Source organism: Robertmurraya siralis, assembly GCF_005502275.1.
Classification (GTDB): domain Bacteria; phylum Bacillota; class Bacilli; order Bacillales; family Cytobacillaceae; genus Robertmurraya; species Robertmurraya siralis.
Genome location: NZ_SWLZ01000015.1, coordinates 40,262 through 67,235, shown reverse-complemented (window position 1 = coordinate 67,235; position 26,974 = coordinate 40,262). Strand labels below are relative to the sequence as shown.

At 36.7% G+C, this 26,974-nt stretch carries 26 protein-coding genes; 8 read left to right on the top strand and 18 right to left on the bottom strand.

Annotated elements, in window-relative coordinates; translation table 11 throughout:
* Window positions 1-100: 100 nt before the first annotated feature.
* Entirely contained in the window at window positions 101-1,246 is a 1,146-nt protein-coding gene (locus FCJ93_RS16285; protein ID WP_137744183.1) for an acyl-CoA dehydrogenase family protein, read from the bottom strand.
* 185 nt (window positions 1,247-1,431) lie between these two features.
* The gene (gene selB / locus FCJ93_RS16280; protein WP_095308627.1) at window positions 1,432-3,309 is read right to left on the bottom strand and encodes a selenocysteine-specific translation elongation factor; all 1,878 of its coding nucleotides are present in this window, start codon (window positions 3,307-3,309) and stop codon (window positions 1,432-1,434) included.
* Between the two features lie 163 nt (window positions 3,310-3,472).
* Between selB and FCJ93_RS16275 the strand changes: the two genes are divergently transcribed.
* Window positions 3,473-3,793, top strand: coding sequence for a DUF3889 domain-containing protein (locus FCJ93_RS16275; RefSeq protein ID WP_137744182.1), 321 nt, complete (start codon window positions 3,473-3,475; stop codon window positions 3,791-3,793).
* Window positions 3,794-3,885: 92 nt separating this feature from the next.
* Here FCJ93_RS16275 and FCJ93_RS16270 read toward each other — a convergent pair whose 3' ends face one another.
* From FCJ93_RS16270 to FCJ93_RS16235, 8 genes are all read right to left on the bottom strand, one after another.
* A complete protein-coding gene (locus tag FCJ93_RS16270; protein ID WP_137744181.1) occupies window positions 3,886-4,395 on the bottom strand; it encodes a P-loop NTPase family protein in 510 nt (169 codons plus the stop codon).
* Window positions 4,392-5,111, bottom strand: a complete 720-nt coding sequence (locus tag FCJ93_RS16265; protein ID WP_268951600.1) for a YwaF family protein — start codon at window positions 5,109-5,111, stop codon at window positions 4,392-4,394. The genes FCJ93_RS16270 and FCJ93_RS16265 overlap by 4 nt, the downstream gene beginning before the upstream one ends.
* A 139-nt stretch (window positions 5,112-5,250) precedes the next feature.
* Window positions 5,251-8,388 (bottom strand): AAA family ATPase, encoded by a 3,138-nt coding sequence (locus FCJ93_RS16260; protein ID WP_137744179.1) that lies wholly within the window; start codon window positions 8,386-8,388, stop codon window positions 5,251-5,253.
* A complete protein-coding gene (locus tag FCJ93_RS16255) occupies window positions 8,385-9,530 on the bottom strand; it encodes an exonuclease SbcCD subunit D (RefSeq protein WP_137744212.1) in 1,146 nt (381 codons plus the stop codon). The genes FCJ93_RS16260 and FCJ93_RS16255 overlap by 4 nt, the downstream gene beginning before the upstream one ends.
* Window positions 9,531-9,662: 132 nt before the next feature.
* Window positions 9,663-9,863 (bottom strand): cold-shock protein, encoded by a 201-nt coding sequence (locus FCJ93_RS16250; RefSeq protein WP_095308615.1) that lies wholly within the window; start codon window positions 9,861-9,863, stop codon window positions 9,663-9,665.
* Between the two features lie 392 nt (window positions 9,864-10,255).
* The gene (locus tag FCJ93_RS16245; RefSeq protein ID WP_095308613.1) at window positions 10,256-10,393 is read right to left on the bottom strand and encodes a YvrJ family protein; all 138 of its coding nucleotides are present in this window, start codon (window positions 10,391-10,393) and stop codon (window positions 10,256-10,258) included.
* Between the two features lie 215 nt (window positions 10,394-10,608).
* Complete coding sequence (locus tag FCJ93_RS16240) at window positions 10,609-10,824, bottom strand: DUF2922 domain-containing protein (RefSeq protein ID WP_095308611.1); 216 nt, start codon at window positions 10,822-10,824, stop codon at window positions 10,609-10,611.
* Window positions 10,825-10,880: 56 nt separating this feature from the next.
* Complete coding sequence (locus FCJ93_RS16235; RefSeq protein WP_095308609.1) at window positions 10,881-11,099, bottom strand: DUF1659 domain-containing protein; 219 nt, start codon at window positions 11,097-11,099, stop codon at window positions 10,881-10,883.
* A gap of 919 nt (window positions 11,100-12,018) precedes the next feature.
* Here FCJ93_RS16235 and FCJ93_RS16230 point away from each other — a divergent pair.
* On the top strand, window positions 12,019-12,330 hold the full coding sequence (locus FCJ93_RS16230) for a phage holin family protein (RefSeq protein ID WP_095308607.1): 312 nt from the start codon (window positions 12,019-12,021) through the stop codon (window positions 12,328-12,330).
* Window positions 12,331-12,564: 234 nt separating this feature from the next.
* Here FCJ93_RS16230 and FCJ93_RS16225 read toward each other — a convergent pair whose 3' ends face one another.
* From FCJ93_RS16225 to FCJ93_RS16200, 7 genes are all read right to left on the bottom strand, one after another.
* Entirely contained in the window at window positions 12,565-15,159 is a 2,595-nt protein-coding gene (locus tag FCJ93_RS16225) for a polynucleotide kinase-phosphatase (RefSeq protein ID WP_137744178.1), read from the bottom strand.
* A 2-nt stretch (window positions 15,160-15,161) separates the two neighbouring features.
* On the bottom strand, window positions 15,162-16,523 hold the full coding sequence (locus FCJ93_RS16220) for a 3' terminal RNA ribose 2'-O-methyltransferase Hen1 (RefSeq protein ID WP_095308603.1): 1,362 nt from the start codon (window positions 16,521-16,523) through the stop codon (window positions 15,162-15,164).
* A 93-nt stretch (window positions 16,524-16,616) separates the two neighbouring features.
* Window positions 16,617-17,558: an MBL fold metallo-hydrolase gene (locus tag FCJ93_RS16215; protein WP_095308601.1), complete on the bottom strand. Its 942-nt coding sequence runs from the start codon at window positions 17,556-17,558 to the stop codon at window positions 16,617-16,619.
* Between the two features lie 207 nt (window positions 17,559-17,765).
* On the bottom strand, window positions 17,766-18,134 hold the full coding sequence (locus FCJ93_RS16210) for a YkvA family protein (RefSeq protein WP_095308593.1): 369 nt from the start codon (window positions 18,132-18,134) through the stop codon (window positions 17,766-17,768).
* Between the two features lie 65 nt (window positions 18,135-18,199).
* Window positions 18,200-18,940, bottom strand: coding sequence for a GNAT family N-acetyltransferase (locus FCJ93_RS16205; protein ID WP_235879517.1), 741 nt, complete (start codon window positions 18,938-18,940; stop codon window positions 18,200-18,202).
* Window positions 18,933-19,106, bottom strand: a complete 174-nt coding sequence (locus FCJ93_RS25045; protein WP_170211336.1) for a hypothetical protein — start codon at window positions 19,104-19,106, stop codon at window positions 18,933-18,935. The genes FCJ93_RS16205 and FCJ93_RS25045 overlap by 8 nt, the downstream gene beginning before the upstream one ends.
* Window positions 19,107-19,328: 222 nt before the next feature.
* Complete coding sequence (locus FCJ93_RS16200) at window positions 19,329-20,210, bottom strand: GNAT family N-acetyltransferase (protein ID WP_170211335.1); 882 nt, start codon at window positions 20,208-20,210, stop codon at window positions 19,329-19,331.
* Window positions 20,211-20,382: 172 nt separating this feature from the next.
* On the opposite strand from FCJ93_RS16200, the gene FCJ93_RS16195 reads away from it, so the two are divergent.
* Together FCJ93_RS16195 and FCJ93_RS16190 are read left to right on the top strand one after the other, a co-directional pair.
* Window positions 20,383-20,799, top strand: coding sequence for an SRPBCC family protein (locus FCJ93_RS16195; protein WP_095308576.1), 417 nt, complete (start codon window positions 20,383-20,385; stop codon window positions 20,797-20,799).
* On the top strand, window positions 20,800-21,114 hold the full coding sequence (locus FCJ93_RS16190) for an ArsR/SmtB family transcription factor (protein WP_095308568.1): 315 nt from the start codon (window positions 20,800-20,802) through the stop codon (window positions 21,112-21,114).
* A gap of 10 nt (window positions 21,115-21,124) precedes the next feature.
* Here the strand turns inward: FCJ93_RS16190 and FCJ93_RS16185 are convergent, their stop codons facing one another.
* Complete coding sequence (locus FCJ93_RS16185; RefSeq protein ID WP_095308560.1) at window positions 21,125-21,901, bottom strand: hypothetical protein; 777 nt, start codon at window positions 21,899-21,901, stop codon at window positions 21,125-21,127.
* 300 nt (window positions 21,902-22,201) lie between these two features.
* Between FCJ93_RS16185 and FCJ93_RS16180 the strand changes: the two genes are divergently transcribed.
* From FCJ93_RS16180 to FCJ93_RS16165, 4 genes are all read left to right on the top strand, one after another.
* On the top strand, window positions 22,202-22,891 hold the full coding sequence (locus tag FCJ93_RS16180; RefSeq protein WP_095308551.1) for a response regulator transcription factor: 690 nt from the start codon (window positions 22,202-22,204) through the stop codon (window positions 22,889-22,891).
* Window positions 22,888-23,904 carry a sensor histidine kinase gene (locus tag FCJ93_RS16175; RefSeq protein WP_137744177.1) on the top strand — a complete coding sequence of 339 codons (1,017 nt, stop codon included), beginning with the start codon at window positions 22,888-22,890 and terminating at the stop codon, window positions 23,902-23,904. Before FCJ93_RS16180 ends, FCJ93_RS16175 begins: the two co-directional genes overlap by 4 nt.
* Before the next feature lie 128 nt (window positions 23,905-24,032).
* Entirely contained in the window at window positions 24,033-24,794 is a 762-nt protein-coding gene (locus tag FCJ93_RS16170) for an ABC transporter ATP-binding protein (protein WP_095308535.1), read from the top strand.
* Window positions 24,784-26,730: an FtsX-like permease family protein gene (locus FCJ93_RS16165; RefSeq protein WP_095308527.1), complete on the top strand. Its 1,947-nt coding sequence runs from the start codon at window positions 24,784-24,786 to the stop codon at window positions 26,728-26,730. Before FCJ93_RS16170 ends, FCJ93_RS16165 begins: the two co-directional genes overlap by 11 nt.
* Window positions 26,731-26,974 lie beyond the last annotated feature (244 nt).

Here is a 26,974-nt window from a genome sequence, read left to right as displayed (position 1 = left end):
AACATTTTATAAATGCCTCTTTTTCCTTCGTTAATTCGGATATACTCGATTGTAGTTTTAATAATGAACGGCATATGCTAATGCAAAAAAATCTCAAAAGTTATAATCCCATATTTTTTGCGATAATCGTTTTCATAATTTCATTCGTACCAGCATAAATACTTGCCACAGGAATATCGCGATAACGTCTTGCAATCTCATATTCTTCCATATAACCGTAACCGCCATGAAGCTGCATACATTCAGTCGCTATTTTTCTTGCATTCTCAGTAAGCCTCCACTTCGCCATCGATACCTTCGTAACAACATCTTCTCCCTGCATATGCTCGTAAATAAGCTGATTGAGAAAGGCTCTGCCCATTTCAATGTCTGTCGCCATCTCTGCAACTTTAAATTGAGTGTTTTGAAATTTACTAATCGGTTTGCCAAATGCTTCACGGCTTTTGATATAGGACAATGTGCTCTCAAGCATTTTTTCCGCAGCAGCTTGTGCAGCAATCGCTACTACTAATCTTTCCTGCTGTAGCTTTTCCATTAAATATAAAAAGCCTTTCCCTTCCTCTCCTAGAAGATTTTCTTTCGGCACTAAGCAATCTTCAAATATTAATTCTGCTGTATCCTGACAATGCATTCCGACTTTGTTTAACTTTCTACCACGGGAAAATCCCGGTGTTCCTCTCTCTACCACTAAAAGACTAATACCTTTATGCTTTGGGCTCGTATTGACGTCTGTTTTACAGGCAACGATAATTAAATCGGCATGAATTCCGTTCGTGATAAATGTTTTTTGTCCATTCAATACATAAACATCTCCATCGAGTTTCGCTGTCGCTTCAATGCTCGCTAGATCTGAACCAGTCCCTGGCTCGGTCATCGCAATTGCAGTTATCATCTCACCTGTCACACATTTCGGAAGCCAACGCTGTTTCTGCTCTTCTGTCCCATATGAAGTGATATAAGGAATGACAATATCACTATGAAGTCCGATACCGACTAATCCTGAACCGACCTTTTCAAGCTCTTCATTGATGATTACCGAGAATCCCCAATCCACTCCGCTACCGCCATATTTCTCCTCCACATCTGGACAAAGATAGCCTTGAGAACCCATCTTCCGCCAAAATTCTCTTGGAATTTCCCGTGCTTCCTCCCATTCTCCATAAAATGGATATGCCTCTTTTTCTAGAAATTTTCTTAATGCTTTACGAAATATCTCATGTTCTTCTTGTAAAAATAAATATTGCATACGCTCCTCCTTTTTAATGGTTTGGAAAACGCTCACTTTCATATTAAAGTATTTTCATTGTTTTTTAAATAGTATCATTATTACGAAAATTGAATAAATTAATTCTCTTTAAAAGTGGAGAAAGGTGAATAGGATGACTCAAATTCATCTTTCTCATTGTTTGAAAGTAAGTTATGTTACATCCCTCACTTCCAAACTCTTTTATTTTCCTGTCTTACGGTGAATCCCATACGATCTAAAGTCTCTAGAAATGGAATCATATATTTTCGCGATAAACCGAGAATATCTTTTGCCTCACCAACCTCAAATTCTATTCCGGTATTTTTCTTTAATTTTGCCACTGCTTCTCTGAAGATTTCCCCATGCCAATAAAACTGACCATCTAAAGAAACGATTTGACTTGTATCTTCTAAAAATTTTCGCAAATCAATTGCTACATTGTCCGGAATTCCTGCTTCTTTCAAATAGTCTGAAAAGTAGCGAACCTTCATCCGATCAGATTTCAACTTTGCCATCATATTTTCAACACGTACACTCCAATTATTCGGAACATGTGGCACAAATTCTTTTAATGATATAAATTGCTCTTTTCGCTTAAATATTCCTAATTTAATTGCTTCCTCTATCACAAAATCCAATAACCCTTTCGGATATTGCTTTGTTATATGTTGAATTAATTCTCCTTTATTTAACCCTTGCTTCATTGGATAACTGGTATGAAAGTCTCTTAGTCGGTTATATAACTCCTCTTCGTTCAAATCAACTAATGCTTTTAACGTGTACTCTTTTCCGTTATATAAAATGAAATCTTCGCTTTGCAATTCTTCTTTGACAATATCTTCATCAAGCGATGTATGCGCCATTAATTCGACCATTGTTAAACTTTTTGCTTCCATTAATGCAGTGACCATTCTTTCCCCTGGTGTCCCGACTTTCTTTTGTTCTAATGCTGCAATAGTCCGCTCTCCAAAACGATATTTCTGTCCTTGTGGATCGATGACCCAACCGCCTCCAATTGTTTCCTGAGGACTAGGTCTTCTTAAAATAAAACGGTCGCCTCGCTTCGCCACAATCTCCTCATCTAATCGAATTTGACAAAGAATTTCACCGTTTTCAGCTTTCAATTCATTGCGATCGAAGAAAACGATGCGTCCCATCACTTCCGCTGTTCCAATATGACATTTAATCGGCATCCGCTGTTTAACCATATAATCTAAATCCTCTACCACTTGAATGGCGACATCAATCGTTCTTGTTACATTAAAATGTTCAGAAGAGACAACCACATCTCCACGCTCAACTTCCTCTTTTGAGATGCCCGATAAATTAATTGCTGCCCGCTGGCCTGCAAAGGCTTCTCTTGCCGGTCGATGATGAACCTGGATTTGCCGTGCCTTTCCTTCAAGACCCTTCGGCATAATCATCAGGCTCTGCCCTTCCTCAATCCTTCCCTCGTAAACGGTTCCTCTTACAACGGTACCTTGGCCTTTAACAGTGAATACTTGATCAATAGGTAAGCGAAATGCCCCTTTAATATCACGCATTTCCTGTTCTTTTAACATATTGATAATCATCGCTTTCAGTTCGTCAATTCCGTAATTTGCAATGCTATCAACCAAGAGCATTGGCACTTGCTCAAAAACTGTTTCTTTTAACTCTTCTTTAATATCTTCTTTCACAAGTTCTATAAATTCTTTCTCCACCCGGTCAATTTTGGAAATGACAACCAGTCCATTTCGAATCCCTAAAAAACCGAGAATGTCTAAATGTTCTCGGGTTTGCGGCATGACCCCTTCGTCAGCTGCGACGACAAGAACGACTAAATCAATCCCGGCCACTCCAGCAATCATCTGACGAATAAACCGTTCGTGTCCTGGTACATCAACGACTGAGATTTGTATTTCATTATCTTCATACAATGGAGCAAATCCTAATTCAATCGAGATTTGCCGCTCCTTTTCTTCTTTTAAGCGATCTGTATCAACGTTTGTTAAGGCCTTTGTTAACGTTGTCTTTCCATGGTCGATATGCCCGGCCATTCCAATCGTAAAATATCTTTTCATCCCGCGTTCCCTTCCTTTATTGTATCTTCATTAACTGTAGCTTGAATTAAATCTACTTTCAAGGAAGAAGATCACAGTTTTAAGTTCGAATTTTTCTCTTCTATAATGAATAGAGTTGAAAAAACATGAAAAACTAATAGAAAAAAAGGAGAGCAACAAATAAATGAAAAAAATACTGATAAGCTTGATTCTTTTAACCGCCGGCTTTGCCTTTATTGCAATCGATTCTTCCATTGTCGAAGCTGAAGAAAAATTTGAAAAATGGGGGCAGCTAGCAGTAAGCAAAACGAAGGAAAAATATCCAAATGCAGAAATAAAAGATTATAAACATATCGGTCGTGTTCAAGGTACAAATACAACAGTCGAAAAGTTTAAGCTGTGGCTAAAAGAGAATGACAAAGAATTCGGACTTTTAGTCAATATAAAATTTGATAAAGAAACAGAGCGTGTGATTGCAATTTCATTCAAAGAAGTAAAAAAGTAACTACCACTGTAAATAATATTTCACTTTAACAGTCAAATTGGAATTTCATTCCCTGCAAAAAAGCAAATCGGCTTTCCATTTGCTTTTTTGCTTTAATCCAATTCCTCTAAAAAAGACTCAATATCTCGCTTATTTCGGAGAATAAACACTTTTTTTGTTTTCTTAAATTTTTCACAGTGCTCAGCCATAATCTTTTTTCTATTGGCATAAGTCGTTAAAATAAACTTGATAAAGGCCCAGTCAAGTTTTTCCTCACAGCCAGGAGCCATATCACTGCGAGTTTTTCGATGATTTTGAATTCTTCTTTTAACAACCCGATAAAGGCACACTAAAAGCGGTTTTTCTATGTAAACGATCGCATCCGCATGAGGGAATCGCACTTCAAAAGTACTGCTGTAGTTTCCTTCTATTATCCATTCAGATTGCTGCACAATTTCTTCTTGAGCCGTGCAAAATTCGTCTGGACTAGCTTCAACCCACCCTGGCCTCCAATATAAAGTATCTAAATGATAAACAGGAATGTTTAAGATGGAACCCATTTTTTTGGCGAGGGTTGATTTTCCTGCCCCAGCTGAAACTCCCATTACAATAATTTTCTTCATTTTCTCTCTCCTCTCTTCCTCCATGGCAAATATAATACAAAAAATAATACAAGTGCAATACATTCTAACACAAGAATATATAGAGGATACGGTCCTAAAAAATCAATTAAGGAGGGGTTCTCTGGCTTGTGCGCCAAAAACATATAATTTCCTCCAGTTGCAATATTAGTAAGAAAAGCAATTACAGCAGCAGCGTTTAAAAAGGCAAACGATTGCCACAGGCCTCTTTTTGTCACCACATACCCTTTAACAAATACAAAAAATAACCCTACCCAAATAATAAGCATATGAGTGGTGAAAAATTGAAAAAAGCGAAAATGGGGAAAGCCTACAAATAATTCAGGTGTAACCATCGCTTGCATAGCTCCAGCGAGGCCGAGAAAGTAAACAAACTGAAAAACGAGTTTAGAATTGGATAATAAAAGGATTAAACAAAGGAGCAAACTAATCGAACAAAGATGAAACGGCAACGCAAAAGCAATACTCCATTGTCCCCCGACAAAGAGCCAAACATGATAAAGAGTTTCAAAAAGAAAAAGGCAAACGAACAATATTGTCTTAATAACTTTTTCATATTTTTTTAGTGTCGTTTGCAACATTACAATCAGTATAGAACCGAAAAAAAAGAAAAATAGCATAATAAAATGGGATAAAGAAAATATTTGAAAGGGGAAAAGCCCATAATCATGTCCAAAAAAATGTTGCAAATCTCTCACCCCACAAAAAAACCAATACTTGTATTATACTTGATCATTGCGATAATGACATATATCAATCAAAGTGCCTTTTGATATATTTCCCGGTATGATGAAAAAAACTACACCATCGATCAATAGTGTAGTCAGTGTTTTATTTCTAATTTAAAAAATAAAAATTTGTTGTACTGCCCGTTTGCGTCCCTGTAACCTCAAGTCTTGCATCTATGCGCTCGCGGAGCTCTGGCACATGAGAAATGATTCCAACAAGCCTTCCACTGCTTTGAATATCAATGAGCGCTTCAATGGCCTGATCGAGCGACTCTGGATCTAAAGTTCCGAATCCTTCATCAATAAACATTGTTTCTAGCGATACGCCTCCCGCGTAATTCTGAACGACATCTGCAAGCCCTAATGCCAGTGAGAGAGCAGCCTTAAAGCTTTCTCCACCGGATAGCGTTTTAACATGTCTTTCTTGCCCTGTGTATTGATCAAAAACAAGTAATTCCAAACCACTTTGGACATTCCCTTTCGCTCGTTCTTTTTTTCGCAGCATTTGATAACGTCCACTTGTCATTTTTAATAAACGGCTATTCGCCTCTCGTAAAATGTCATCAAGAAAAGCAGCTAATACATACCGTTCAAACGTAATCTTCGCAGCATTTTGTCCGCGGGTAATATCATACAGTTCTCCTACCAATTTGTATCGCTTTTCTAATTCCTTCATCTCATCATTAATCCGCACAATTAAAGCGCGAATTTGTTCATTTTCGTTCTTTTTAATAAAAAGATTCGTATATTGGGTATTTAATTCTGCTATTATTTCCTGAACTTCATGAACTTTTTGCTGTAATTCTTGTAAATTAGGTTTGTCTATACCACGCAGCGTTTCTACTAATTCCTGATAACGATCTGAAACGGAACGAAGCTCTTCATAATAATGACGAATTTCCTTTTCAAGCAGGGCAATTTCCTCAGTTGAACGCTTAGCATATTCAAATTGCTTGTAGTCTTTAAAATCTTGCTCTTTTAATTGCTTTATAAACGCTGCTCTTTCTACATTCAATTCTGTTTCTTTTTCTTTCGCATGTTTCTGCACTGTCTCAAAAGCACTTTGCGCTGAAAAGTATTTCTCTTTTGTCTCTTGAAAATGTCTCTGTGTTGCTTCAAATTGCTGAAGGAGACTTTCTTGTGTACGCACAGCCTTCAGCCATTTCCTCTCAAAAGCCTCCGTTGATCGAAGCTCCACAGGAATTCTTGACATTAATCCATTTAATTGTGTATTTTTTTCCGTAAATCTTATTGCAGCATCATTAACTTGTCCTTTAACATCAGAAATTTGCTGTTCAAGAAGATTCTTTTTCTCCTCCAATTTTGCTACTTCTGCTGAAACTTGTTTGTATTTCTTTTCCAATTCAATCAACTGCTGATATTCTTTCTGTAAAATACGCTTTCTATCTAATAAATCATGGTTGTACGATTCTAGTTTGTCTTCTGTAAAGTCCGCTCGCAGCTTTATTAAATCTTGAGAAATTTCCTGAAGTAATTCTGAACCTGTTTTCATTCTGGATTGCTTTTCAAGAAAGGCTGATTCTAGTTGTAACCTCTCTTGTTCTAAAACAGCGACCTGTTCTTTAGCGGCTTTCAGATCATTCTCATCAGGAACGAACTCGGCATGTTGAGAAGCTGGCTGCGGATGCTCTGTTGAGCCGCATACAGGGCACGCTTCTCCCGTATGAAGTTGATTCGCTAAAGCAGCCGCTTGACCATGGAGCCACTTGTTTTCAAGGTCGTGAACCAATGCCTTCGCGTCATCGAGGCGCGCTTGTGCCTGAGCGAGCATTTTGTGACTTTTCTCTAAACTTATGGCGTTTTCTTTATTTTTTTGTACTTGCTGTCCATACTTTGCTGCCAATGCTAATTCCTGCTCAAGCTTATCAAAATTTCGCCTATTTTCAAGAATTTGAACATCAATTTTCTCGATTGAATTCTTTTCCTTTAGCAGCTTACCTAATGCCTTTTCCGTCAAGCAAAAGGTTTCCTCTAGCTGCTGCTGCTGTTCCAATCGTTTTGCTCTATTTTGCTGCATTTGCATGACTTCTTTTTGTAATAGCGCAAAAGAAGTCACTTCATCTTTCATCTGTTGAAGAGAGTGAATCTCCTCTTGGACTTTTTTTCTTTCATCTTCTTTTGCTAATTCATTCTTCCAAATTTCTTCGTGTTTTTGTAAAAGTGCATGCAAATCTTCTAAATTTTTCGCTCGAAGCTTTACATTTTCAATGAGCGCATCCCGTTCCTTTTTTAGGCGATGGCATAATTCATCCTGTTTTGCTAAAAGTGCAGCTTTATTTGCCTGTACAATTTCTTTTTCCTTTCGTACGAACATCTCTTTATTGATTTCAAGGGCTTTTTTTCTGACAGCTAATTGCTCCCTTGTCTCCATTTGCTTAACGATATTTTCTGCTTCATATAATTTTTGAGCAAATAGTTCTTTATCCTTTTCTTTCTCCTTTACTTCATTTTTTATTTTTTCTAACTGCTCAGCCATTTTTTCAATTTCTGTTTCAAGTAACGGAAATATAAGAACATCCTGATCACTGCCTGCTTCTAAATAACGCTTAAGTTCTTCGTTATAAATGGCCGAAATTTTACGAATTAAAAGTGCTCGTTCTTCTTGTTGATTTTCAACGTTTCTCTTTAATTCGATTGCTTCTTGCTTCAGTTTTTCCTCAATTCGTTTATACATTTCCGTATGGAACAGGCGCTGAAGAATCACTTCCTTTTCTTTGCTATCTGATGTTAGTAGCTTGCGAAATTCGCCTTGTGGAATCATTAAAATTTGCCTGAATTGATTACTGTCAATCAGCATAATCTCTTTTATTTTTTCATCCACATCTCTCACGTTCGCTGCGACAAGCTGTTGTTCTCCATATTGATCAAATATATATAATTCAGCACTTGCGCCAACGGTTCTATAGCCATCCCCACGTTCCTTTTTCTTTTCCTGTTGTGGAGAACGTTTAACGAAGTATTGCTTCCCCCGTAAACTAAACTTCAAGGCGACCTCTGTATGTAAATCATCACGAGCGAATTGACTTCTTAATTCTGAGCCGTTGCGATCCTCGCCACTTGCTTTTCCATATATGGCATAGCTGATACCGTCAAAAATCGTCGTTTTCCCAGAACCTGTTTTTCCGGAAATCACAAACATCGTTCGATTTCCTAGTTCACTAAAATCAATTGTTTCTCTCCCTGCATAAGGACCAAAGGCTTGCATCGTTAACGTAATCGGTCTCATTTTACGCCCTCCTCGCTCAGCGCTTTGTCAATCATTTCAGCCATCACTTGCTGTTTTTCTGGTGTGAAATCGGCTGTTGTCATCTCTTGATAGAATTGTGCAAATAGCTCAATCTCGGACTTTTTTTCCTCTCTTTGCACCGTCGTCTGTTCACTCTTTTTCAAATCGGCTAATGCCATTTTACGCTCCAAATGAAGAACATTTGGATAGACTTGGCGGAGTTTGTTTATCGGATCAAGCAAGGCCCCTTCATCATGTAATGTTATTTTCAAATAATCTTCTCGCTTCTGTCTTTCGTAAAAGCTCGGATCTAAAAGTTCTTCTAAATAACCTTCAAGCTCACGCATATCCTGTTTCGGAGCAAGAGAATGATAGCGGATCTGGAATGTGCCATTCTCATTCATTTCAACTATTTGAACGGATTTTTTTTGCTTCGCTTCCGAGAAAGAATATTTTAATAGTGATCCAGAATAAAAGATTTTATCATGTTTTATAGCATCCGGACTATGGAGATGCCCTAAAGCAGTATATGAAAATGGGGAAAATAATTCTTGACCAACGCAACCAGAACCACCTACAGAAAGAGTTCGTTCAGATTCAGAAGTGCTTCCGCCTAAAACAAAAGCATGTCCGACAAAAACGTTCGGTTCGTTTACATTTAATGATTTTTCTATTGTCCCGATCATCGCTTTCATGGCATCCTGATGGGAATGGATGGTATCATCATCAAGCAGATGTCTGACCATCCCTGGTTCGGCATAAGGAACTAAATAAAAATTAACCCCTTTTAAATGAATTGGTTGAAATGCTTTTTGGAGCTTACCAGTTAAATAAAAGTGGCTGTTTCGATACCACGAGCTTCCAAATGATAATCTTTCAGCACTATCATGATTACCAGCAATCGCAATGATTGGTGTGTTTAGTTCCACATTGATTTTAAAAAGGATCTCATCAAGGAGTTCAACTGCATCGATCGGTGGAACTGAGCGGTCATATAAATCACCGGCTATCACAACAGCATCCGGTTTCTCTTCCTCTACTAGTTTAACGAATTGGTTGAGGACTATTCGTTGATCCTCTGTCATGTATAAACCATGAACAAGCTTCCCTAAGTGCCAATCGGCAGTATGAATAAATTTCATCATTCTCACCCCATCTTATCTTTCATCATTATACCAGTTTTAGAGAGTGATGAAACTTTACAATTACAGGATTCCGGATAACCTAAAAACAGCCCAACCACGAGGTTGAGCCGTTCAACATTTACAATTAAATTAAAGTTTTACCACATTAGCCGCTTGCGGCCCACGAGCACCTTCAACAACCTCAAAAGATACTTCTTGGCCTTCTTCTAATGTTTTGAATCCTTCAGCCTGAATAGCAGAGTAATGTACAAATACATCATTTCCATCTTCAGATTCGATGAATCCAAACCCTTTTTCTGCATTAAACCATTTTACTTTACCGTTTTTCATGAAAAAAAATCCTCCTAAATCGGCACAGGATAAGTGCCATGTGTAAAATTCACCATTTACAACGTATTGCATCTTCTTACATTACTCGAGTCCATTTCGTAAAGGCTTTCATCTATGAATAATGGATTATCAAACTACATTATTCTAGTACCTTTAGATTGTGAAATCATTCGAAACATTTTGGAACAAGTGTCTTGAAAAAACAAACACGTGCTAACGGCTGTTTTTAATATAACATTTTCAGTTAATTCTGTCAATGTGGATAAATCCGACAAACCCTTATATATCAATGTTTAAACGTGTCGAAACATGACAAAACATCCCGAAAAATTATTATTCTATCTTAGTTTTCTCAGATTAGATTCTTCATTTGAACATGAATTCAAATTTGCCTATTCTTTTAATTGCTCAGGGAGGCTTAGAATAGATTGCACAACTACATCCAGCTTTGCCTCGATTCGATAAAGTAAGTAAAGGGTAACGATAATTGGAAACCCTACCTCGCTTATGAATGGAATGAATTGCTCCACCTCTCTCTCCTCCTCTCCTTATATAGGCAGCTTTTAAATGCTCTAGTTTTTCTGGCTCGTTGTAGTTTTCTCATTTTCCCGAAAATATACGTTGTGCTGTTGTTCTTTTTTTATTTCAAAATAACACTAAGGCATTTGGATCTGATCTACTACTGGTTCAATACTAAGATTTCAAAAGGAGCCAGATTGTTCTTCTCCCGGCTCCTCCGCAAAAATTAAATCTCATATTCCGTAACATTTCGCTCAATCACACGGGCACCTTTTATATTCGCCAATCTTCCTTTTGAACTACGGAAAGCATTTGAAGCGATAATAGCTTCCATTGCTGCTTTCACCTCAGCCTCATCAATCGGTCCTTTCGGCGCATCTACGGTCAGATTTTGACTTTGTCCAAATTCTGTAAGAAACTGTAACTCCAATGTTTTCGCCATATTTTCACCTCCTCATCTAAAACTGCATATCCTACAAAAAACAAAAGCTTTACACGCTAACCTACAATTTCAAAATTATCCGTACGCTCTACACCCAGAACCGGATAGACTGATAACTGTCCCAACGCTTGCGCAGTTTCGAATAGCTGGTCAGCCGTTGCATTTTTATCAATATTGCTATAAGTCTTCGCCTTGTAGAGCGGTTCTCCTTTTTCATTCAAACCTATCTCAAACAATATTCGTAGCTTTGAATCTAGAATTATCGCTTCTGCCATCTTTTTCACCTCCCTCCACCCTTTATATATAGTGAAGAGTAAAAAAAGGGCAGGGAGAAAAAAGCTCCATTATGATGGAGTGCTAGATGAAATAGCCACCGTGAGTCCGCTCGGGATATTTGTTTTCTGGAGGCTGACAACAATCCCCTTAAATGGACTAATCTTTCAAGATCCAAGTAACCTTTTGCTTCAAGCGATTTATTTCCTTTCTAACAAAAATTTACCAAGACTTGAATTTAGCAGTTTTAAAATTTCGAAGCACTCCTGCAAGATAAGGTACTACTCAGCTACTTCATTTCGCTTTTATTCAGCTCCTATTTAAGAACTTTGTAATCTTTGTTAAGTCGTCTATTGTCGAAATATCAGAATCGAACACTGGAATCACAACTTTTCTTTTTTTGGAAATAACTTTTCAATTTTTAAACGATATGTATACTCATTTTCTTTTTTCTTGTTATAAATTCACCATCTTCTTCACTTGGGATTCGTTTGTTGACGACCATTGTTGTTACATCATGTATTGCTCAAAAAAATTCATGCTACTTTCATAAAAAAGATAAACACTATCGCTATCCAGTCTCTATTTTACTTACATATTCTTCAATTTTAAGGTGGGGCATTTTTCCGAAAAATGTGATTGCTTCTTTCTATGCTCCAAATGACAAGAATTAAAATGAGCGTGATGAAAGCGCATACAATACATCAATATATTCTGAATATTATAATTAAATAACGTTTGTCACACTACTTCTCTATTGCAAATGAACAAGCATTAAGATAAGTCCGGCATATAATATTGTACGTACCATCTATTAGCTGGGTCGATTTCTTTAAACTAGACTTCTAATTAAAATAAATCTACCACCGTACCATAAACGAAAAAGATTAAAAATAGACTCAGAAAAAAGGAGGTTTATTTATGGATTTACTAGATTTCTTAAACAAAAACTATTATATTCTTGTCCCTGCACTGTGGGTAATTGGTTACGCCTTAAAGCAAACTCCAAAGATTGCAAATTGGACAATTATCTGGATTCTCTTAGGTTTATCAATTACGATTGGAACATTTGCTTTTGGCTTTTCCGCAGACGCAATTCTGAATGGCATCATTGCAGCTGGAGTAGCCGTTCTTGGGCATCAAATGTTTAAACAAACTTTAGGGGGAAGAAATGGAAAGAGAAAGATCATTACTGTTGAGGAAAAAAAGACGGAGAAAATCGAAGAAACATAAGAAATGATAAAATACTTTCTAACTTACTCATGTCAAAATTCTCCTCAACAAGATTTTTTTACTCTCCTTTCCAAATTAAAAATACAAACTCTCTTAAAACTTTAGAAGCCTCTTATGTAAAACAATATTATTAAAATGAAAAGACCGAGATTGTACAAAAAGAGCAGAAATACTCCTGCTCTTTTTGCTCTGCTCCATATTTTTCAACGCTCACTTAGTTATTCCATCACTCTGTTACAATCTTGGATCAACAGGATCCGATTCCATCGCTAGAACACCGAGGACACATTCATGCACTCTTGAAATCGATTCTCCTTTGACGAATCTTTCGACTCCTTCTAACCCTAAGGCGAATTCTTTTAAAGCAAGCTTTTGCTTCTTTCCTGTATTTCGTTTCTTTAGCCTTTTTAAATTCTCTGCCCGTAAATAATCCATTCCATAAATAATATTAAGATACTTCCTCCCCCTTACTTTTATAGCAGGCTGCACAAGCCTTCCCTTCGATTTAGACATAAATGTTTCTGGTTTAATAACGATTCCTTCATGTCCATCATCGGTGATCAATTCCCACCATTTGATTACCGCTTCTTCACTCTTTGGATCGTCTATAATCATATATTCCGTTTCAACAAAAAGATTATCTACTAATGTAAGTTGCTTGTTCTTTTCCATATGCCAAGTATGCGGTTTATTAAAGAATGTTTCATGACTATGGGCTAGTAAATGGAAAGGAGCAATTTGAATTTGATGAATCTCGTTAATTTCCCAGCAGTATTTCTGGAAAACTTCCTTGAAGACATGGGCATTTGATAGTTTCTCTTCATATTCTTTGAGCCATGACTTTAGTTCTTTATTATTCTCTACTGCATTTTCAAGCCTCTCCTTTAATAGACTTCGATCTAATATTGCCTGTTCCGAGACATGGGCATACTGACTAACAATCAGTTCTTTCGCTTTTAAATTCCACGGCATAATTTCAGCATCTAAAAGAAGAAAATCGGTATTATTTTTTGCAAAATAATCACTTTTGACTAAACTATTATTTAGTTTCGATACTACTTTTAACTCCATCTCTTCATTAAAAAATCTCCTGCCTGTCCGCGTATATATAATTCCTAACGTTTTGCGACCAATATATTGAAGAGCTGTTTCCTTATCCTTGAATAAAAATAAAATCCCCCTGCTGCCCATATGTTTCTTCTCAGCGACCATACGTTCAATTCCCATGCTTCGATAGTAGTCTATTACTTCTCTCGGATGTTCTAGGTAGTCCTCTAATGTGGAAGGAGTTGGCGCAGGACTCATCGTAGGTGGAATATAGACCATCTCTTCAATCGGGATAGTAAAATGCGATACGGTGTCAATTGATGGAACAATATGCTCCTTAGGTATTTGTATTTGACCTAAAGCTTCGGTTAAAACGGTATACCCATTTAGAAAATTCCCTATATTCGGAGGATCTAGTCTTTTTTTCTTTTCTTCTATTAAAGGATTATTTTTTTCATGGGAATATACTTCTTTTGCTTGAACAGAAATAACTTCCTTTTCTGGATAACGAAAAGCTGTTAACTGACCTCCAAAAACGACTCCTTGATCAATATTAATCGTATTGTTGATCATTAACGGTTTTAGCTTAGGATCATGTCCCCAAACGATCAACGTGCTATTATGATGATGAATTGTCCAATCCTTCCGTTTTGGTCTGCCATTTTCGTCTAATCCGTCCACATCTCCATAACGGCAAAAATCACTAATTTTATAAGACTGTTTGCCAATAAATTCATCTTTAATCCCAGCATGGGTACACACAACTGTTGGGATACTGTTCTTCGTTAAAACATAATGGGATGGGGCTTTAAGAAGGAAATGCTTTAATTCCACTTTGAAGTCATCAGCTTTATCTTTACCCATTACTTCTGCATACTTCTTCAGCTCTTTCTCTACATTTTCATCCCCGTGAGTTAACGTTACGTTTCTCCCATCTAACCAACGGGCAATTTTCCACCCGTGATTGCTATCTATCATATAAGCAAGTTTTTCTTTTGAATGACGTAAGAAAAACTCCAAAGTTTGCAAAGATTTGGGTCCTTTGCTCATAATGTCTCCAAGTGACAGAAACTTTCTTCCTGTTGGGTGAATGTAAAAACCTTCCGGATTTTTTACATAACCTAGCTTTTCCAGTAGAAGAATTAGCTCATCATAACAGCCATGTATATCCCCGATTATATCTATTCCATTGTCGGCTGCTAAATAAAGCGGATTACCCCTTCTCCTAGTTACTTCTACTTCATCCGTATTGGAGATAAAATAATGAGCGAAATATCCTTCTTTCTTTATGAAACGTCTCCCGCTTTTAAATATTTGATATTGCTGTTTTATTCTCCTGCTACCTCTTGGATGTTCACGGCTATTATCTCTTTCAAGCAAAATATTCAGATCGACATCCATGACTAGAGCCATAATCGGCACATGATTTTTCTCAGCGATCGCAATATATCTTTTGCGGTCTTCAGGATTAAGATGGGTTGCATCGACAATAGTTAGTTTGTTTAATCTACATCTAGTTTCAATTAACTCATCCATTAGCGTAAAAGCTTCTGCAGAAACTTGTTGATATTGATCATAAAGACTATTGGCTTCATCATGAGACCGTTGTTTCCAATCAATAAATTGAACATCACCTACTAATATTCTAAAATTATCAGAACTTGCTATCTCAGATGGAAGAATCTTACCTCTGTTTATTAAATGTTTTAAAAAAGTAGATTTCCCGCTATTTGAAGGGCCAATAAGTAGGATAATTCCTGCATAAGGTAGCACAATTTCCATGTTTACTGCTCCTTTCTCATAAACAAACACATTTGTGTAGGGGTGCCGTAAAGTTCGTGCTCCTCACCTATCCCATCAAAAGTTAATTCGTAATCATTTTTTCCATTTTGGATTTCACACCATTCACGAAATTCGTCTCTCGTCCACTCAAAGCGATGATCCGGGTGTCGATACTCTTCATTCATTTTATACACTTTATTATATTCTTGATTTGGCGTCGTAATCATGACTACCTTAGGCTTGTAATCATTTAAAATGGTTTTCATGATTTTCGGGAGTCGGTGCTTGTCGATATGTTCGATTACCTCACAAAGGATTACAATATCTTTATTTTTTAATCTTTCATCAAAATAAAAAAGAGAACCTATGATTTGTTCTGGCATTAAAAAATTTTCTTTCCGTGCCATTTTCTCATAACGTTTTAAAGCTTTTATGGAAGCAGATTCTGACGGTTCCACTGCTAAAATTTCTTTAACCCCTTCTATAAATCCTAGTTGAACAGATAATTTCCCTTCACCAGAACCAAAGTCTACAATACTATCTTTAAAGGGAATTTGTCGAATACTATCAATAATTTTCTCGTATCTCAGATCATTTAATCTCATAGTTCTTATTTCATCATTATTGTCTTGATTATTTGAACCTTTCTCAGTTTGCTTTTCCACTAAGCTGTACAGATCTTTAAATCGTAATGCTTGGCGTAATATAAACTCTCTTTGCGGATGTACATCAAGCCAACCTTCTCCATATCTTTCTAACTTTTCTATTTCTTTATCATCAATGTAATAATGCTTATAATTATCTAAAACAGGAATCAACACAAATAACTGCCGGAGCCCCATTTGCAGCGTTGTTAAACCTTCAACCGTAATATATCTGGCAGAGCTTTTAGTTTTGAAATTCATATGATAGTCGATTTCTCCAGCAGAAATGGTCGTTTTATACCCCATTGGAGCAAATAAATCGATAATATCATTATCAGATAATTGAGAAGAAAGTGGACCAAAGCTAAATTGTAGATTAAATCGATGATTTACCCAATGCTCATATTCTTCATGTGGCTTTCCATTCAATGCAGTTGCAAGAGCAGATCTTAAAAATGTACAAAAGATGCTACTAACAACAAATTCACGATCATTAATATATGAAGTTATCTCGTATCTTTCAGAATTATTCCTTGAAAGTTCGATTGGATCCGGTGTGACAAAAAAGGTCACTTCCACTTCCTCTTTTGAAAACTTACTAAAAAACATCCGTACGAAATGGTTATTTACTTGTCTTTCATAAAGATGGTTTGGATTTTTTGCCAATAAGTACGAAAGCACCTGAACATCCCGTCCTGACGCTCTAATTGTTAATTGCACCGTATGAACACCTACTATCTTTTTTACGCATAATTTGTAATTTGACTTCCTGTGAGTCCAAAGATCATAAAAATTGACTTTTTGACACCGTAATTAAACTGCCTCATAATGCCATGTACCGTCATCAGAAAGATATTTCCGACATTGATTATTAGCAACCAAATATTCTAAATGGGCCAGAGCCTCACCTATAGCAAATCTCATTTGATGAAGATTTAAATGTTGAAATAATGAGATGGTCACTTCATATACTGTTGCTGGCTGCTTAACGATATGATATGTAAACTCCAGCCGTTCTTCATGATGATCAATCAACTCATCAATGCGGCTATTAGCATTTTTAAAAGGCTTAAAGTGCGACGGGAACACATATTGTGCATTTAATTTTTTAATCTTCTCCAAAGAGGTAATGAATGATTGCAATGGATTGGGATTCCCTCTAAATCTGTAAGAAATATTTGGTGATACTTTCGGAAGAATATGATCGGTTGAGAAAAGAATACTATTCTCCTTATTATATAAAACAAATAATCCATCAGAATGTCCAGGTGTGAACATGACTTCAAACTCTAGCTTCCCAAACATGATTTTCATTCCTTCGACAACTTCATGCTGGACAACAGGATATGGCTCAACCCGCGCAGTGAAACTTTCTTCATCGGTCATGAGCTGATCCATTAATTCTCGTGGAAGACCGCATGTAAAATAGTCTTGACGCTTCCTCTTTAATGATGAGCTTTCCCAATAAGTTAAACCAACTTCAGCATCTGTTTTTGTCATCCACACATCTGCACCTGTTAACTTTTGCAAACTGCCAGCATAACCAAAATGATCGGGATGGTAATGGGTAATAACAATATTTTTAATGTCATTTTTGGCAACGATCGGAGCCCATATATTTTTTGTTACCTCCGAATGTAACCCTGTGTCCAAAACCGTTTTTCCATTACTGCCATCGGCGATAAAACAATTGACATGATTTAGTCGGAAAGGTAAAGGGATGGTTATTTGTTCAATTCCAAACTCAGAAAGCATGCTCTTCCTCCTCAATCAATCTCAGGTTGAATTTTATACAAATAAAATGATAGCAATTTTCAGAAACTTATACAATAACTTAAATTTTGCCTAGCTAGTTAAAAATAAAAGGCTATCTTTCTTGATATATTCAAAATTAAATAAAGAAAGCAACACATAATGTGAACTGTACTTTTCACTCAAATACTGTACACATGTGCTGCCGATTTATATTTTTTTATCAACTTCTGAAGTATCAACATTTGTACCAAACCAGTGAACGAGCTTTTCTTTAGCTTTCCCTTTTACTTCATCATCAATATGAACAGCAACTTGAAATAAAGCAACACCAAGCGCACCTAAGTCATCGGTAAAGCCTACACCTGCCATAAAGTCTGGGATTAAATCAATCGGAAGAATGAAGTATCCAAGCGCTGCTAAAATGGTTATGCGCGCTTTTTTAGGCAGCTCAGGCTTCTGAAGTGTGTAATAGAGCAACAGTGCTGTATACACGACCGAATGCCCTGCCTTTAACGCAAATCGCTTTAATTTGCTCCAAAACTTTTGCTCTGAGTAGTGCTTTTCCATTCCTTCCATCTCGATAACACCTTCTTTCAACTGCCTTATATTATATCTTATCTTCGGCAAATTTACATGGATAACTAATAAACTTTTAACGCCTCAAACTTAAATCCACCGTATCGATAATTTTGGTTTTTGTACATTTCCTTAACGCTATCCTCTCCGTCTGCTACTAAAATAATTCGTTTGTCGGCAAACTCCTCCATGATAAATTGTTGAAGTTGGCTTGCTACTCCTCTACGGCGATAGGAAGGTAAGATAACAAGGCCGTCTATTTCAACCGTTTCATGCCCAATAATAGCGTCGACCATACCAGCTGGATTGCCATCATAGTAGGCCATCAACTGCATAAATTTTTGAGAGCCGAAGTTTTGCACATGTATATCTCTTTTTTGTCTCGCAAAATCCAGACTAATCTCTGAGTCAATTTCATATGCGAGTTTGAGAAACTGACACAAGTTTTGATCTGTTACTTTGTCAACAGTAATCGTTTGATTTTTATCCACTTTAGCAAAATCACTCGGTAAAATATAATAAAATTCTTGAGAACCAATATTAAAACCAGTATTTTTTAAATACTGCCAAAGCTCGTCGGGTATCTTTTCGTTCTCTGGAAATAAAAGCTTAACATGCTCTTGCCCGTTTTGTTGGTGAAAATCTCTTAAATATTGCACCGATTCTACTAATTCTGCCAACGTCGGCACTCTCTTAAACTGTATGAAGTTTCCATCATATAATAATAGCATTTCAGCAGTATGATAATGCCTTATTAACTGATTTTCAAATACCATTTTCCCTCTATAAAAAATATCACTAAACACCCCGCTGAGCCCCCTCACTTTTATCAATTAATTTACTCAAAACGCGGTTCTTTCTAAATAATGGCACCTTTTTTCTAATAATGCGTGCGCCGATGAACATAATGACGCATATCGTTGCTATGAATAAAAATCCAGAAAGTTGAAATGCTACCTCAGCAAAATTCATTCACATCAACCCCCTTTTTCTTTATTATGTGGGCGCACAGGCTCTACCCAAAATGAAAACAAAGAGCAAAAATAAAATGGTAGATCCTAGATAAATAACCGCCAGCATGGAAGCCAATAACAGCTTGTAAAATGCATGATTAAAAATGGCACCTGCATGATTCTTTTCTTTCTTTTGAGTAGTCTCTCTCTTTCTTGCTGTAATTGCTCAATAAAACAATCTTTATAATAATTTACCATTGTACGCATACAATCGATGTTGCTCTACAAACCCCGCATGACGGTAAACACTTAACGCAGCATTATTGTCTGACTCGACTGTTAAAGTAATCACCTCAATCTCTTGAAATGAAAAAAGAAAGTCCAGGCCAGCGATGATTAGCTCTCTTCCAATTCCCCGATTTCTAAAAGCGGGAGAAACAGAAATAAAATGAATATCCCCTTCAGCAAATTTCGGATCTGCTTCACAAAAAATGTAGCCACAAAAATGCTGCTCCAGCTCTGCCACTAATATTTTTTGTGTTTCCCCATGCATTTTAATCATCTCATCAGCACTAAAGTAAGCATTTGGAAAGGACTCCTTATGCAGGTAACGGATATGTTGAAAATCTTTTTTCTCCATTTCACGAATCGTTACTGGAGAAGCTGTTTTTAACGGTAAATGATTTGCTGAAATTTGCAAAATCGAATGCTCACCACTTTTTACTGCCCCGAGACTTTCCATAAACTGATTTCCATTTACATTGTGCACATTGTAAAATCCATAAACCGTCTCCAACGAAAAAGGGAGCTCTTCAATAAGTTTTTTCCACATTTGTTCCGCCACTTTATGCCACTCTAAATGGGCAATAAAAGGACCCCACACTTCCGCTTCTTTTGATTCCTTATCAATATCTAAACCAAGTACCCCAACCAATTGCCGATTCTGAAATGCACCGATGACAGAATCCGCAAATGCAAGATCGGAAAAATCAGTCGAAAGTGCATGCTTGATTTCCTCACTATCTATGCCACAATAACCGACATGCTGAGTCGGTTGAAGATTCATTTTACTAATAAAAGCGGAAACTTTTTCAATCTCTTTCATTCTTCTAATTTCAATCATAAATATCTCCTCCATTACGTCTTAACTTATTTTATCATATCCCTAGAAGGCATCTGACTAATTTTTCTATTTATTAAAATAATAAGATTGACATAACACCAAATGGTGTCGTATATTTTTTCATATATAACCTTTTGGTGTTATATTAAAAACTTTGGAAGGAAGAGTGAAAATGGAAGATATTAAAGATATAGAGCAAACGGTGGTCATCAATGCCCCTATTCAAAAAGTATGGAATCATGTTTCTACCTCTGTTGGAATAAGTGAATGGTTCATGCCGAATGATTTTGAAGCAATAGTTGGACATGAATTTCATATTCAGTCCCCTTTCGGCCCATCTCCATGCAAGGTGTTGCAAATCGAAGAACCGCATCTTATTTCGTTTGCTTGGGACACTGACGGCTGGATCGTTTCTTTTCAATTGAAAGATCTAGGAGATCGTACAGAATTCACCGTTATTCATGGCGGCTGGAAGGCACCAGATCATATTGTACCAAAAGCAGGTGAAGACGCTACAATTATCCGCGACAGAATGAACGGCGGCTGGGCAGGAATTGTTCAAAAACTTCAAAAGGTAGTTGAAGGATAGGTGGGAGCAGCAAAGCATGACGTCTTTCAAGCTATTGCTGATCCTACTCGAAGAGAGATGCTTCGACTACTTGCTGTTAAAAATTTGCCTATTTCTGAAATTACAGCACATTTCCCAATTAGTCGGACGGCCGTTGTCAAACATCTCCATATTCTTTCTGAGGCACAACTTGTTCAAGGAACAAAAGTCGGACGAGAGAAAATCTATCAATTACATCCTGACCCCCTTGTAGAAGTGAAGGATTGGCTATCGTTTTATGAACAATTTTGGAGCAATAAGCTTGCCCTATTAAAGTACCAAATGGAGAAAGATTAAATCGCTTGGGCTATTCCAAGCGATTTTTCTTAAGGAATGAACTAAACACAGCTAAAGAGATTTCAACCAGCTCCAAATTGTATCCAGTCATGTCAGCGATTTTTTTTGCCCATTCTGAGTTCGACTGTAATGCTTCCTCTTCCTTTAACCCTTCATTTGAGCTAAAATAACTCTTCCAATCGTAAAATTCCCAATGTGCTACTTCTTCTTTATATGGAACACGACATTCAAGCAGCGGCTTATGAGAAATATTTCGTTGCGAAAGCTCAGCGGCAATTAAAAACTCGTTCATCTCAATCGCTTCAAGCTGATAAGATTGCTTCGAGACCTTTCCGTTCGGTCGATAATAGAAAATTTCCACCTCGTCATTTCTGGGAAGTACTTGAACAGATGCCGCTGGAAAAAATCCAGTAAGCAACTCGTTCGTATAATCTTCACTATTTAAATCAAGCAGTATTGGATTTAGCCATTGATCGCCCAGATCACATAAGTAGCGATATCCGTTCTCATCTTCTGCAACTACCGCAGCATGCGCCCTCTTCGTCTTCATTTTTGAACCGATAGGATAAGCGGTTATCCCCTCTTTGTGAAATTGATCAAGCAGCCATATTGCTAAATCAAAACAATTTCCTGTAATGCCATATTGTTGACGATGCTCTTTCATAAGGGCTATATCACGCTGTTTTTTTTCTGTTCCTAAAGTACTGTACCAAGCTTTCGTCAATGTTTCCATAGGAAAGCGATCAAATTTTCGCCAAACAGATAGAATTTGTTGTGGAGCGTTCATGTTTTACACCTACTTCATCTTTTTCTTTGTTTGATTTCATTTTGCATGGGTTTTGACAACAACTACTCATACTCATTTTTTACATCACAGTTCACATAGACTGCAGTATCAATTTAAGGAGCGGAGGGTAACGAAAAATACTGGACTTAAAAATATTCTCTATACATGCTTTAAACTCCTTTTTTATCACAAGTGAAGCACTACCATTTTTCATAATTGTTTTTTCTATTCTTCTCTACATTGTTGTCTTCCAACTATTCGTTTAGAATGAGACTATACTTAAAATTCAGGTGATGAACAATGTTTAAAATTTTACTTATTGAAGACGATATCTCTCTATATCACGAGATAAAAGAAAGATTAACGGGTTGGTCCTATCATGTTTCAGGAATAAAAGACTTCGGCAACGTCTTGCAGGAATTTTCCACCTTCAAGCCTGATTTAGTTATCATTGATATTCAATTGCCAAAATTTGATGGTTTTCATTGGTGTCGAATGATCCGTTCCCATTCAAATATTCCGATCGTTTTTCTATCTTCTAGAGATCATCCAATGGATATGGTAATGGCAATGCAGCTTGGGGCCGATGATTTTATTCAAAAGCCTTTTCATTTCGATGTTCTCATCGCAAAGATACAAGCGATTCTTCGACGTGTCTATAATTACAGCACAGAACCAGTTCAGTTAAAAACATGGTGCGGAGCTACTATTGATTATGAAAGAAACATGGTGACGAACGAGAATGGAACGATTGAACTAACCAAGAACGAGATTTTCATATTGAAACAATTAATTGAGAAGAAAAACAAGATTGTTACAAGGGAAGAACTGATTAGAAGCCTGTGGGAAGACGAGCGTTTTGTAAGTGACAATACCTTGACGGTAAATGTTAATCGCTTGCGTAAGAAGCTGGGGGAAATCGGTCTTGAACCGTTTATTGAGACGAAGGTTGGGCAAGGTTATATGGCAATTGAAGAGGAATTAGCATGATAATAAAGTATATTCAAGAACGTCTCAGCTGGATTCTTTTTTTCCTTTTTAGCCAACTGCTCATTATCCTTATTACTTTTCTAGAATCAACAATCCCCTTGCTACCGATACTATATAGTGTTTTCCTAGCGACAATAGCGTTTATTGTTTTTCTCACTATCCGCTACCATAAAGAAACAAGGTTTTTCTTAGTCCTTGAACAATGGGAAAAGGATTTTGATCTCTCGAAATTAACTTATGCCGAAAGTCCCTTTGAGAGAATGGTCGAAGAAAAAATCTCCAGTCAAATCGAATATTTCAAACAATTCGCAACAGCCAACAAATGGGAGCTTGAACAGGAGAAAGATGAACTATTATCTTGGATACATGAAGTAAAAACCCCGTTAACTGCCCTTCGCTTAATGATCGAGCGAATCGAAGATGAAAAATTAAAAGAAAGAATGAGCTATGAATGGCTTAGAATCGAACATCTTCTCGACCAACAGCTGCATCAAAGGCGACTGCCATTTATGGAAAATGACCTGTACATAGAAGAAACAGATTTAAAAAATATCGTAATTCAAGAAATAAAAGGGCTGCAATCATGGTGTATGCAAAAAGGAGTCGGTTTCGAGATAAGCCTTGAGAAAACACATGTTTTAAGTGATGCGAAATGGCTTTCATTTATTATAAGACAGCTGCTTACAAATGCAGTCAAGTATAGTAAATCTTCCGATATTCACTTAAGTAGCTTCAGTATAAACGACTCTGTTGTTCTAAAAATAACAGATTTTGGACGCGGGATTGCTCCTAAAGACCTGCCTCGCATTTTTGATCGAGGTTTTACTTCAACTTCCCATCATCAGGATCATTCAGCAACTGGGATGGGGTTATTTTTGGCAAAAAAAGCGGCACAATCTCTTTTCATAACGATCGAGGTTGAATCAAAGTTAGGACATGGTACAAGCTTCACTTTGACTTTTCCAAAAAAGAATACATTACTCAGCTTGGCGACTCACGTATTTCATGATTAGTGTGAACGAAATCTTTCTTGCATGTGACAAAAATGTCACATGCTTTTCCATTTTGTTTGCTCAATCGCGGGAATTTTCTAGTTCCCCCCTTTTATAATAGGCCTATAAAGAAAAAAGGAGTGCTTGGTATGACCATATTAGAAGCCACAAAAATATATAAAAGTTATGGAAATAAATTTAATAAACAAGAAGTCTTGAAGGGTTTAGATATTCATATTGAAAAGGGTGAATTTGTCAGCATCATGGGTGCTTCAGGATCTGGTAAAACCACCTTACTAAATGTGTTGTCATCCATCGATAAGTCAAGCGAAGGTTCTATTAAAATTGAGGGTAAGGAAATAACTAGGTTGAAGGAAAAAGAACTTGCAGAGTTTAGAAAAAAGCATCTTGGATTTATTTTTCAAGAATACAATTTGTTGGACACGCTCACGGTGAAGGAAAATATTCTTTTACCCCTATCAGTAGCCAAGATATCTAAACAAGCAGCAGAGCAAATGTTCACCACCCTTGCAAAAGAACTCGGGATTTATGAAATTAAAGACAAGTACCCAAATGAAATTTCAGGTGGGCAAAAGCAACGTACCTCAGCAGCGCGAGCATTTATCCATGAGCCAAGCATCATTTTTGCCGATGAGCCCACGGGAGCATTGGACTCAAAATCAGCTTCTGATCTTCTTAGTAAACTGAGCGATTTAAACAGAAATCGAAAAACAACAATCGCCATGGTCACTCACGATCCAATTGCAGCAAGCTTTAGTCATCGTGTCATCTTCATAAAAGATGGCCGCATCTTTTCTCAAGCATATAGAGGCGAACAAAGCAGAAATTCTTTCTTAAAAGATATTATGAAGACACAAGGCGTCTTGGGCGGTGTACAGTATGAAGATTAATGAACTTATTTTACGCAATTTAAAAAAGAACTTAAAGAATTACTATCTTTATGTCTTTGCATTAATCTTTAGTGCTGCTTTATATTTCGCCTTTGTAACCCTTCAATATGACCCATCTTTAGATGAAACAAAGGGCACGGTTAAAGGTGCGGCGGCAATTCGGTCTGCCTCGATTTTATTGGTTGCTATAGTATCCATTTTTCTTCTTTATGCAAATAATATTTTCATAAAAAGACGCAGCAAAGAGATTGGTTTATTCCAGCTAATCGGAATGACGAAAGGGAAAATTTTTCGCATATTAAATACAGAAAACTTTGTTCTCTATTTTATCTCTTTAGGATTAGGAATTTTTGTCGGATTTGCCGGTTCAAAATTAATTCTCATGATTCTTTTTAAAATTACAGGTATTGAGACGGAAACGTCATTGCGCTTTTCAAGCGAGGCTCTTTTGCAAACAGTCGTCATTTTTACGATCATCTATTTGTTAATTATGCTTATGAATTACTTATTTATTAAACGACAAACGATTTTATCATTGTTTAGAGTAAATTCATCAACAGAGGGCAAATTAACACGAATGTCCTTTTGGCAAATTTTGATAGGAATTATGGGAATAATCCTTATTATTACTGGCTACTACGTTTCCTCGAAACTGTTTAGTGGAGAATTTACTACATCGATGGAATTGGTACTAGCGATGACTTTTATTCTTGCTTCCGTTATATTAGGAACCTATTTATTTTTCAAAGGCTCAGTTAGCTTTATTTTTCATCTTATTCGAAAAGGTAAAAAAGGCTATTTAAACATTAATGAAGTACTATCTCTTTCTTCTCTAATGTTTCGAATGAAATCAAATTCGCTGATGTTAACGATTATTACGACAGTGTCCGCGTTGGCTATCGCTTTATTGTCATTGTCCTATATCTCATATTATTCTGCTGAATCAAAAGCCAAAAACTATGTGGTTAGTGATTTTTCAATTACAAATGAAGAAGATGCTAAACTTTTTAAAGAAGCGCTGGATAGTAAACAAATCCCATATACTACTAAAACCTTTAATATTATACAAGTTGAATCTGATCTCAATGATATCATTGAAAGTGATACAGAAGGATTGTACGCAGACATTGGCAAATTTGTGCTTCCTGTGATAAGTGAGAAAGAAGCAGTGGGCTTTAATGTTTCGGCTGATGAAACTATTTTTTCAGGCTATGATGACCTTCTGCAAAAGTTTATGGAGTTTGCAGACTCTGGAGAGGTAGTGTTGACGGGAAAGACTGAAAAGATTCCTCTAAAATATAAAGGACTTGAGAAAGATTTTCTAGTTTCCTGGCAATTTACCGGTGGTGGCGTGCCTGTCGCAATCGTTGATGACAGCATCTTTAAGCGATTATCCACTGACTTGGATCCAGCCATTCAAAAAAGCTCCTCCTTGTTCGTTGGCTTTGATATAAAAAAGGAAGAGCATTTGGAGAAAGCAAATCAAATTTTTGAAGAATTAGAATTTGACGAAAATTCATTACATGCATCGCAAATGCAGACTAGTAATGCAGAAAAAGGAAATATGGGGCTTGTCATGTTTATTGTTTCCTTCCTAGGCTTGACCTTCCTCATTACATCCGGCTGTATCCTTTATTTTAAACAAATGGGTGAGAGTGAAGAAGAAAAACCAAACTATACGATTTTACGAAAACTAGGCTTCAGTGAGCAGGATTTAATAAAAGGCATAAAGTTTAAGCAGTTATTCAATTTTGGAATTCCCCTCATTATTGGTCTGTCGCACAGCTATTTTGCTGTACAATCGGGGTGGTTCCTGTTCGGTTCAGAATTGTGGACACCAATCATCATCGTCATGGCTATCTATACCGTACTTTACTCGATCTTCGGCTTCCTATCTTTGTTTTATTATAAAAAAGTAATAAAGTTGTCGCTATGAATAAGAGGGTGTCCAAAAAAACTAAGCATTTTTGGATACCCTTGATTTCTCATAAGAAATCTTCGGAAAATGGTTCGGACAAGGATAACCTTGGATGAAACGATGTGAAAACATCTGGCTCTAAACATAAGTGTATAAAACGACTTTCCATAAAAAAATGCCTGACTAAACGAGCACGTTGGAATGCAGAGGTTTTCGCTTTTTTCATGTAGGTTTGATATTTAATCAGTTTATTTGAATGTTT

Coding starts and splice junctions, on each gene's coding strand:
- FCJ93_RS16225 (WP_137744178.1), bottom strand. CDS start 15,159: ATGGAAATTGTGCTACCTTATGCAGGAATTATCCTACTTATTGGCCCT.
- FCJ93_RS16285 (WP_137744183.1), bottom strand. CDS start 1,246: ATGCAATATTTATTTTTACAAGAAGAACATGAGATATTTCGTAAAGCA.
- FCJ93_RS16260 (WP_137744179.1), bottom strand. CDS start 8,388: ATGAGACCGATTACGTTAACGATGCAAGCCTTTGGTCCTTATGCAGGG.
- FCJ93_RS16200 (WP_170211335.1), bottom strand. CDS start 20,210: ATGATTGAAATTAGAAGAATGAAAGAGATTGAAAAAGTTTCCGCTTTT.
- selB (WP_095308627.1), bottom strand. CDS start 3,309: ATGAAAAGATATTTTACGATTGGAATGGCCGGGCATATCGACCATGGA.
- FCJ93_RS16230 (WP_095308607.1), top strand. CDS start 12,019: ATGGATTTACTAGATTTCTTAAACAAAAACTATTATATTCTTGTCCCT.
- FCJ93_RS16195 (WP_095308576.1), top strand. CDS start 20,383: ATGGAAGATATTAAAGATATAGAGCAAACGGTGGTCATCAATGCCCCT.
- FCJ93_RS16215 (WP_095308601.1), bottom strand. CDS start 17,558: ATGCTTTCTGAGTTTGGAATTGAACAAATAACCATCCCTTTACCTTTC.
- FCJ93_RS16170 (WP_095308535.1), top strand. CDS start 24,033: ATGACCATATTAGAAGCCACAAAAATATATAAAAGTTATGGAAATAAA.
- FCJ93_RS25045 (WP_170211336.1), bottom strand. CDS start 19,106: ATGAATTTTGCTGAGGTAGCATTTCAACTTTCTGGATTTTTATTCATA.
- FCJ93_RS16255 (WP_137744212.1), bottom strand. CDS start 9,530: ATGAAATTTATTCATACTGCCGATTGGCACTTAGGGAAGCTTGTTCAT.
- FCJ93_RS16235 (WP_095308609.1), bottom strand. CDS start 11,099: ATGGCAGAAGCGATAATTCTAGATTCAAAGCTACGAATATTGTTTGAG.
- FCJ93_RS16250 (WP_095308615.1), bottom strand. CDS start 9,863: ATGAAAAACGGTAAAGTAAAATGGTTTAATGCAGAAAAAGGGTTTGGA.
- FCJ93_RS16165 (WP_095308527.1), top strand. CDS start 24,784: ATGAAGATTAATGAACTTATTTTACGCAATTTAAAAAAGAACTTAAAG.
- FCJ93_RS16175 (WP_137744177.1), top strand. CDS start 22,888: ATGATAATAAAGTATATTCAAGAACGTCTCAGCTGGATTCTTTTTTTC.
- FCJ93_RS16185 (WP_095308560.1), bottom strand. CDS start 21,901: ATGAACGCTCCACAACAAATTCTATCTGTTTGGCGAAAATTTGATCGC.
- FCJ93_RS16240 (WP_095308611.1), bottom strand. CDS start 10,824: ATGGCGAAAACATTGGAGTTACAGTTTCTTACAGAATTTGGACAAAGT.
- FCJ93_RS16210 (WP_095308593.1), bottom strand. CDS start 18,134: ATGGAAGGAATGGAAAAGCACTACTCAGAGCAAAAGTTTTGGAGCAAA.
- FCJ93_RS16270 (WP_137744181.1), bottom strand. CDS start 4,395: ATGAAGAAAATTATTGTAATGGGAGTTTCAGCTGGGGCAGGAAAATCA.
- FCJ93_RS16180 (WP_095308551.1), top strand. CDS start 22,202: ATGTTTAAAATTTTACTTATTGAAGACGATATCTCTCTATATCACGAG.
- FCJ93_RS16275 (WP_137744182.1), top strand. CDS start 3,473: ATGAAAAAAATACTGATAAGCTTGATTCTTTTAACCGCCGGCTTTGCC.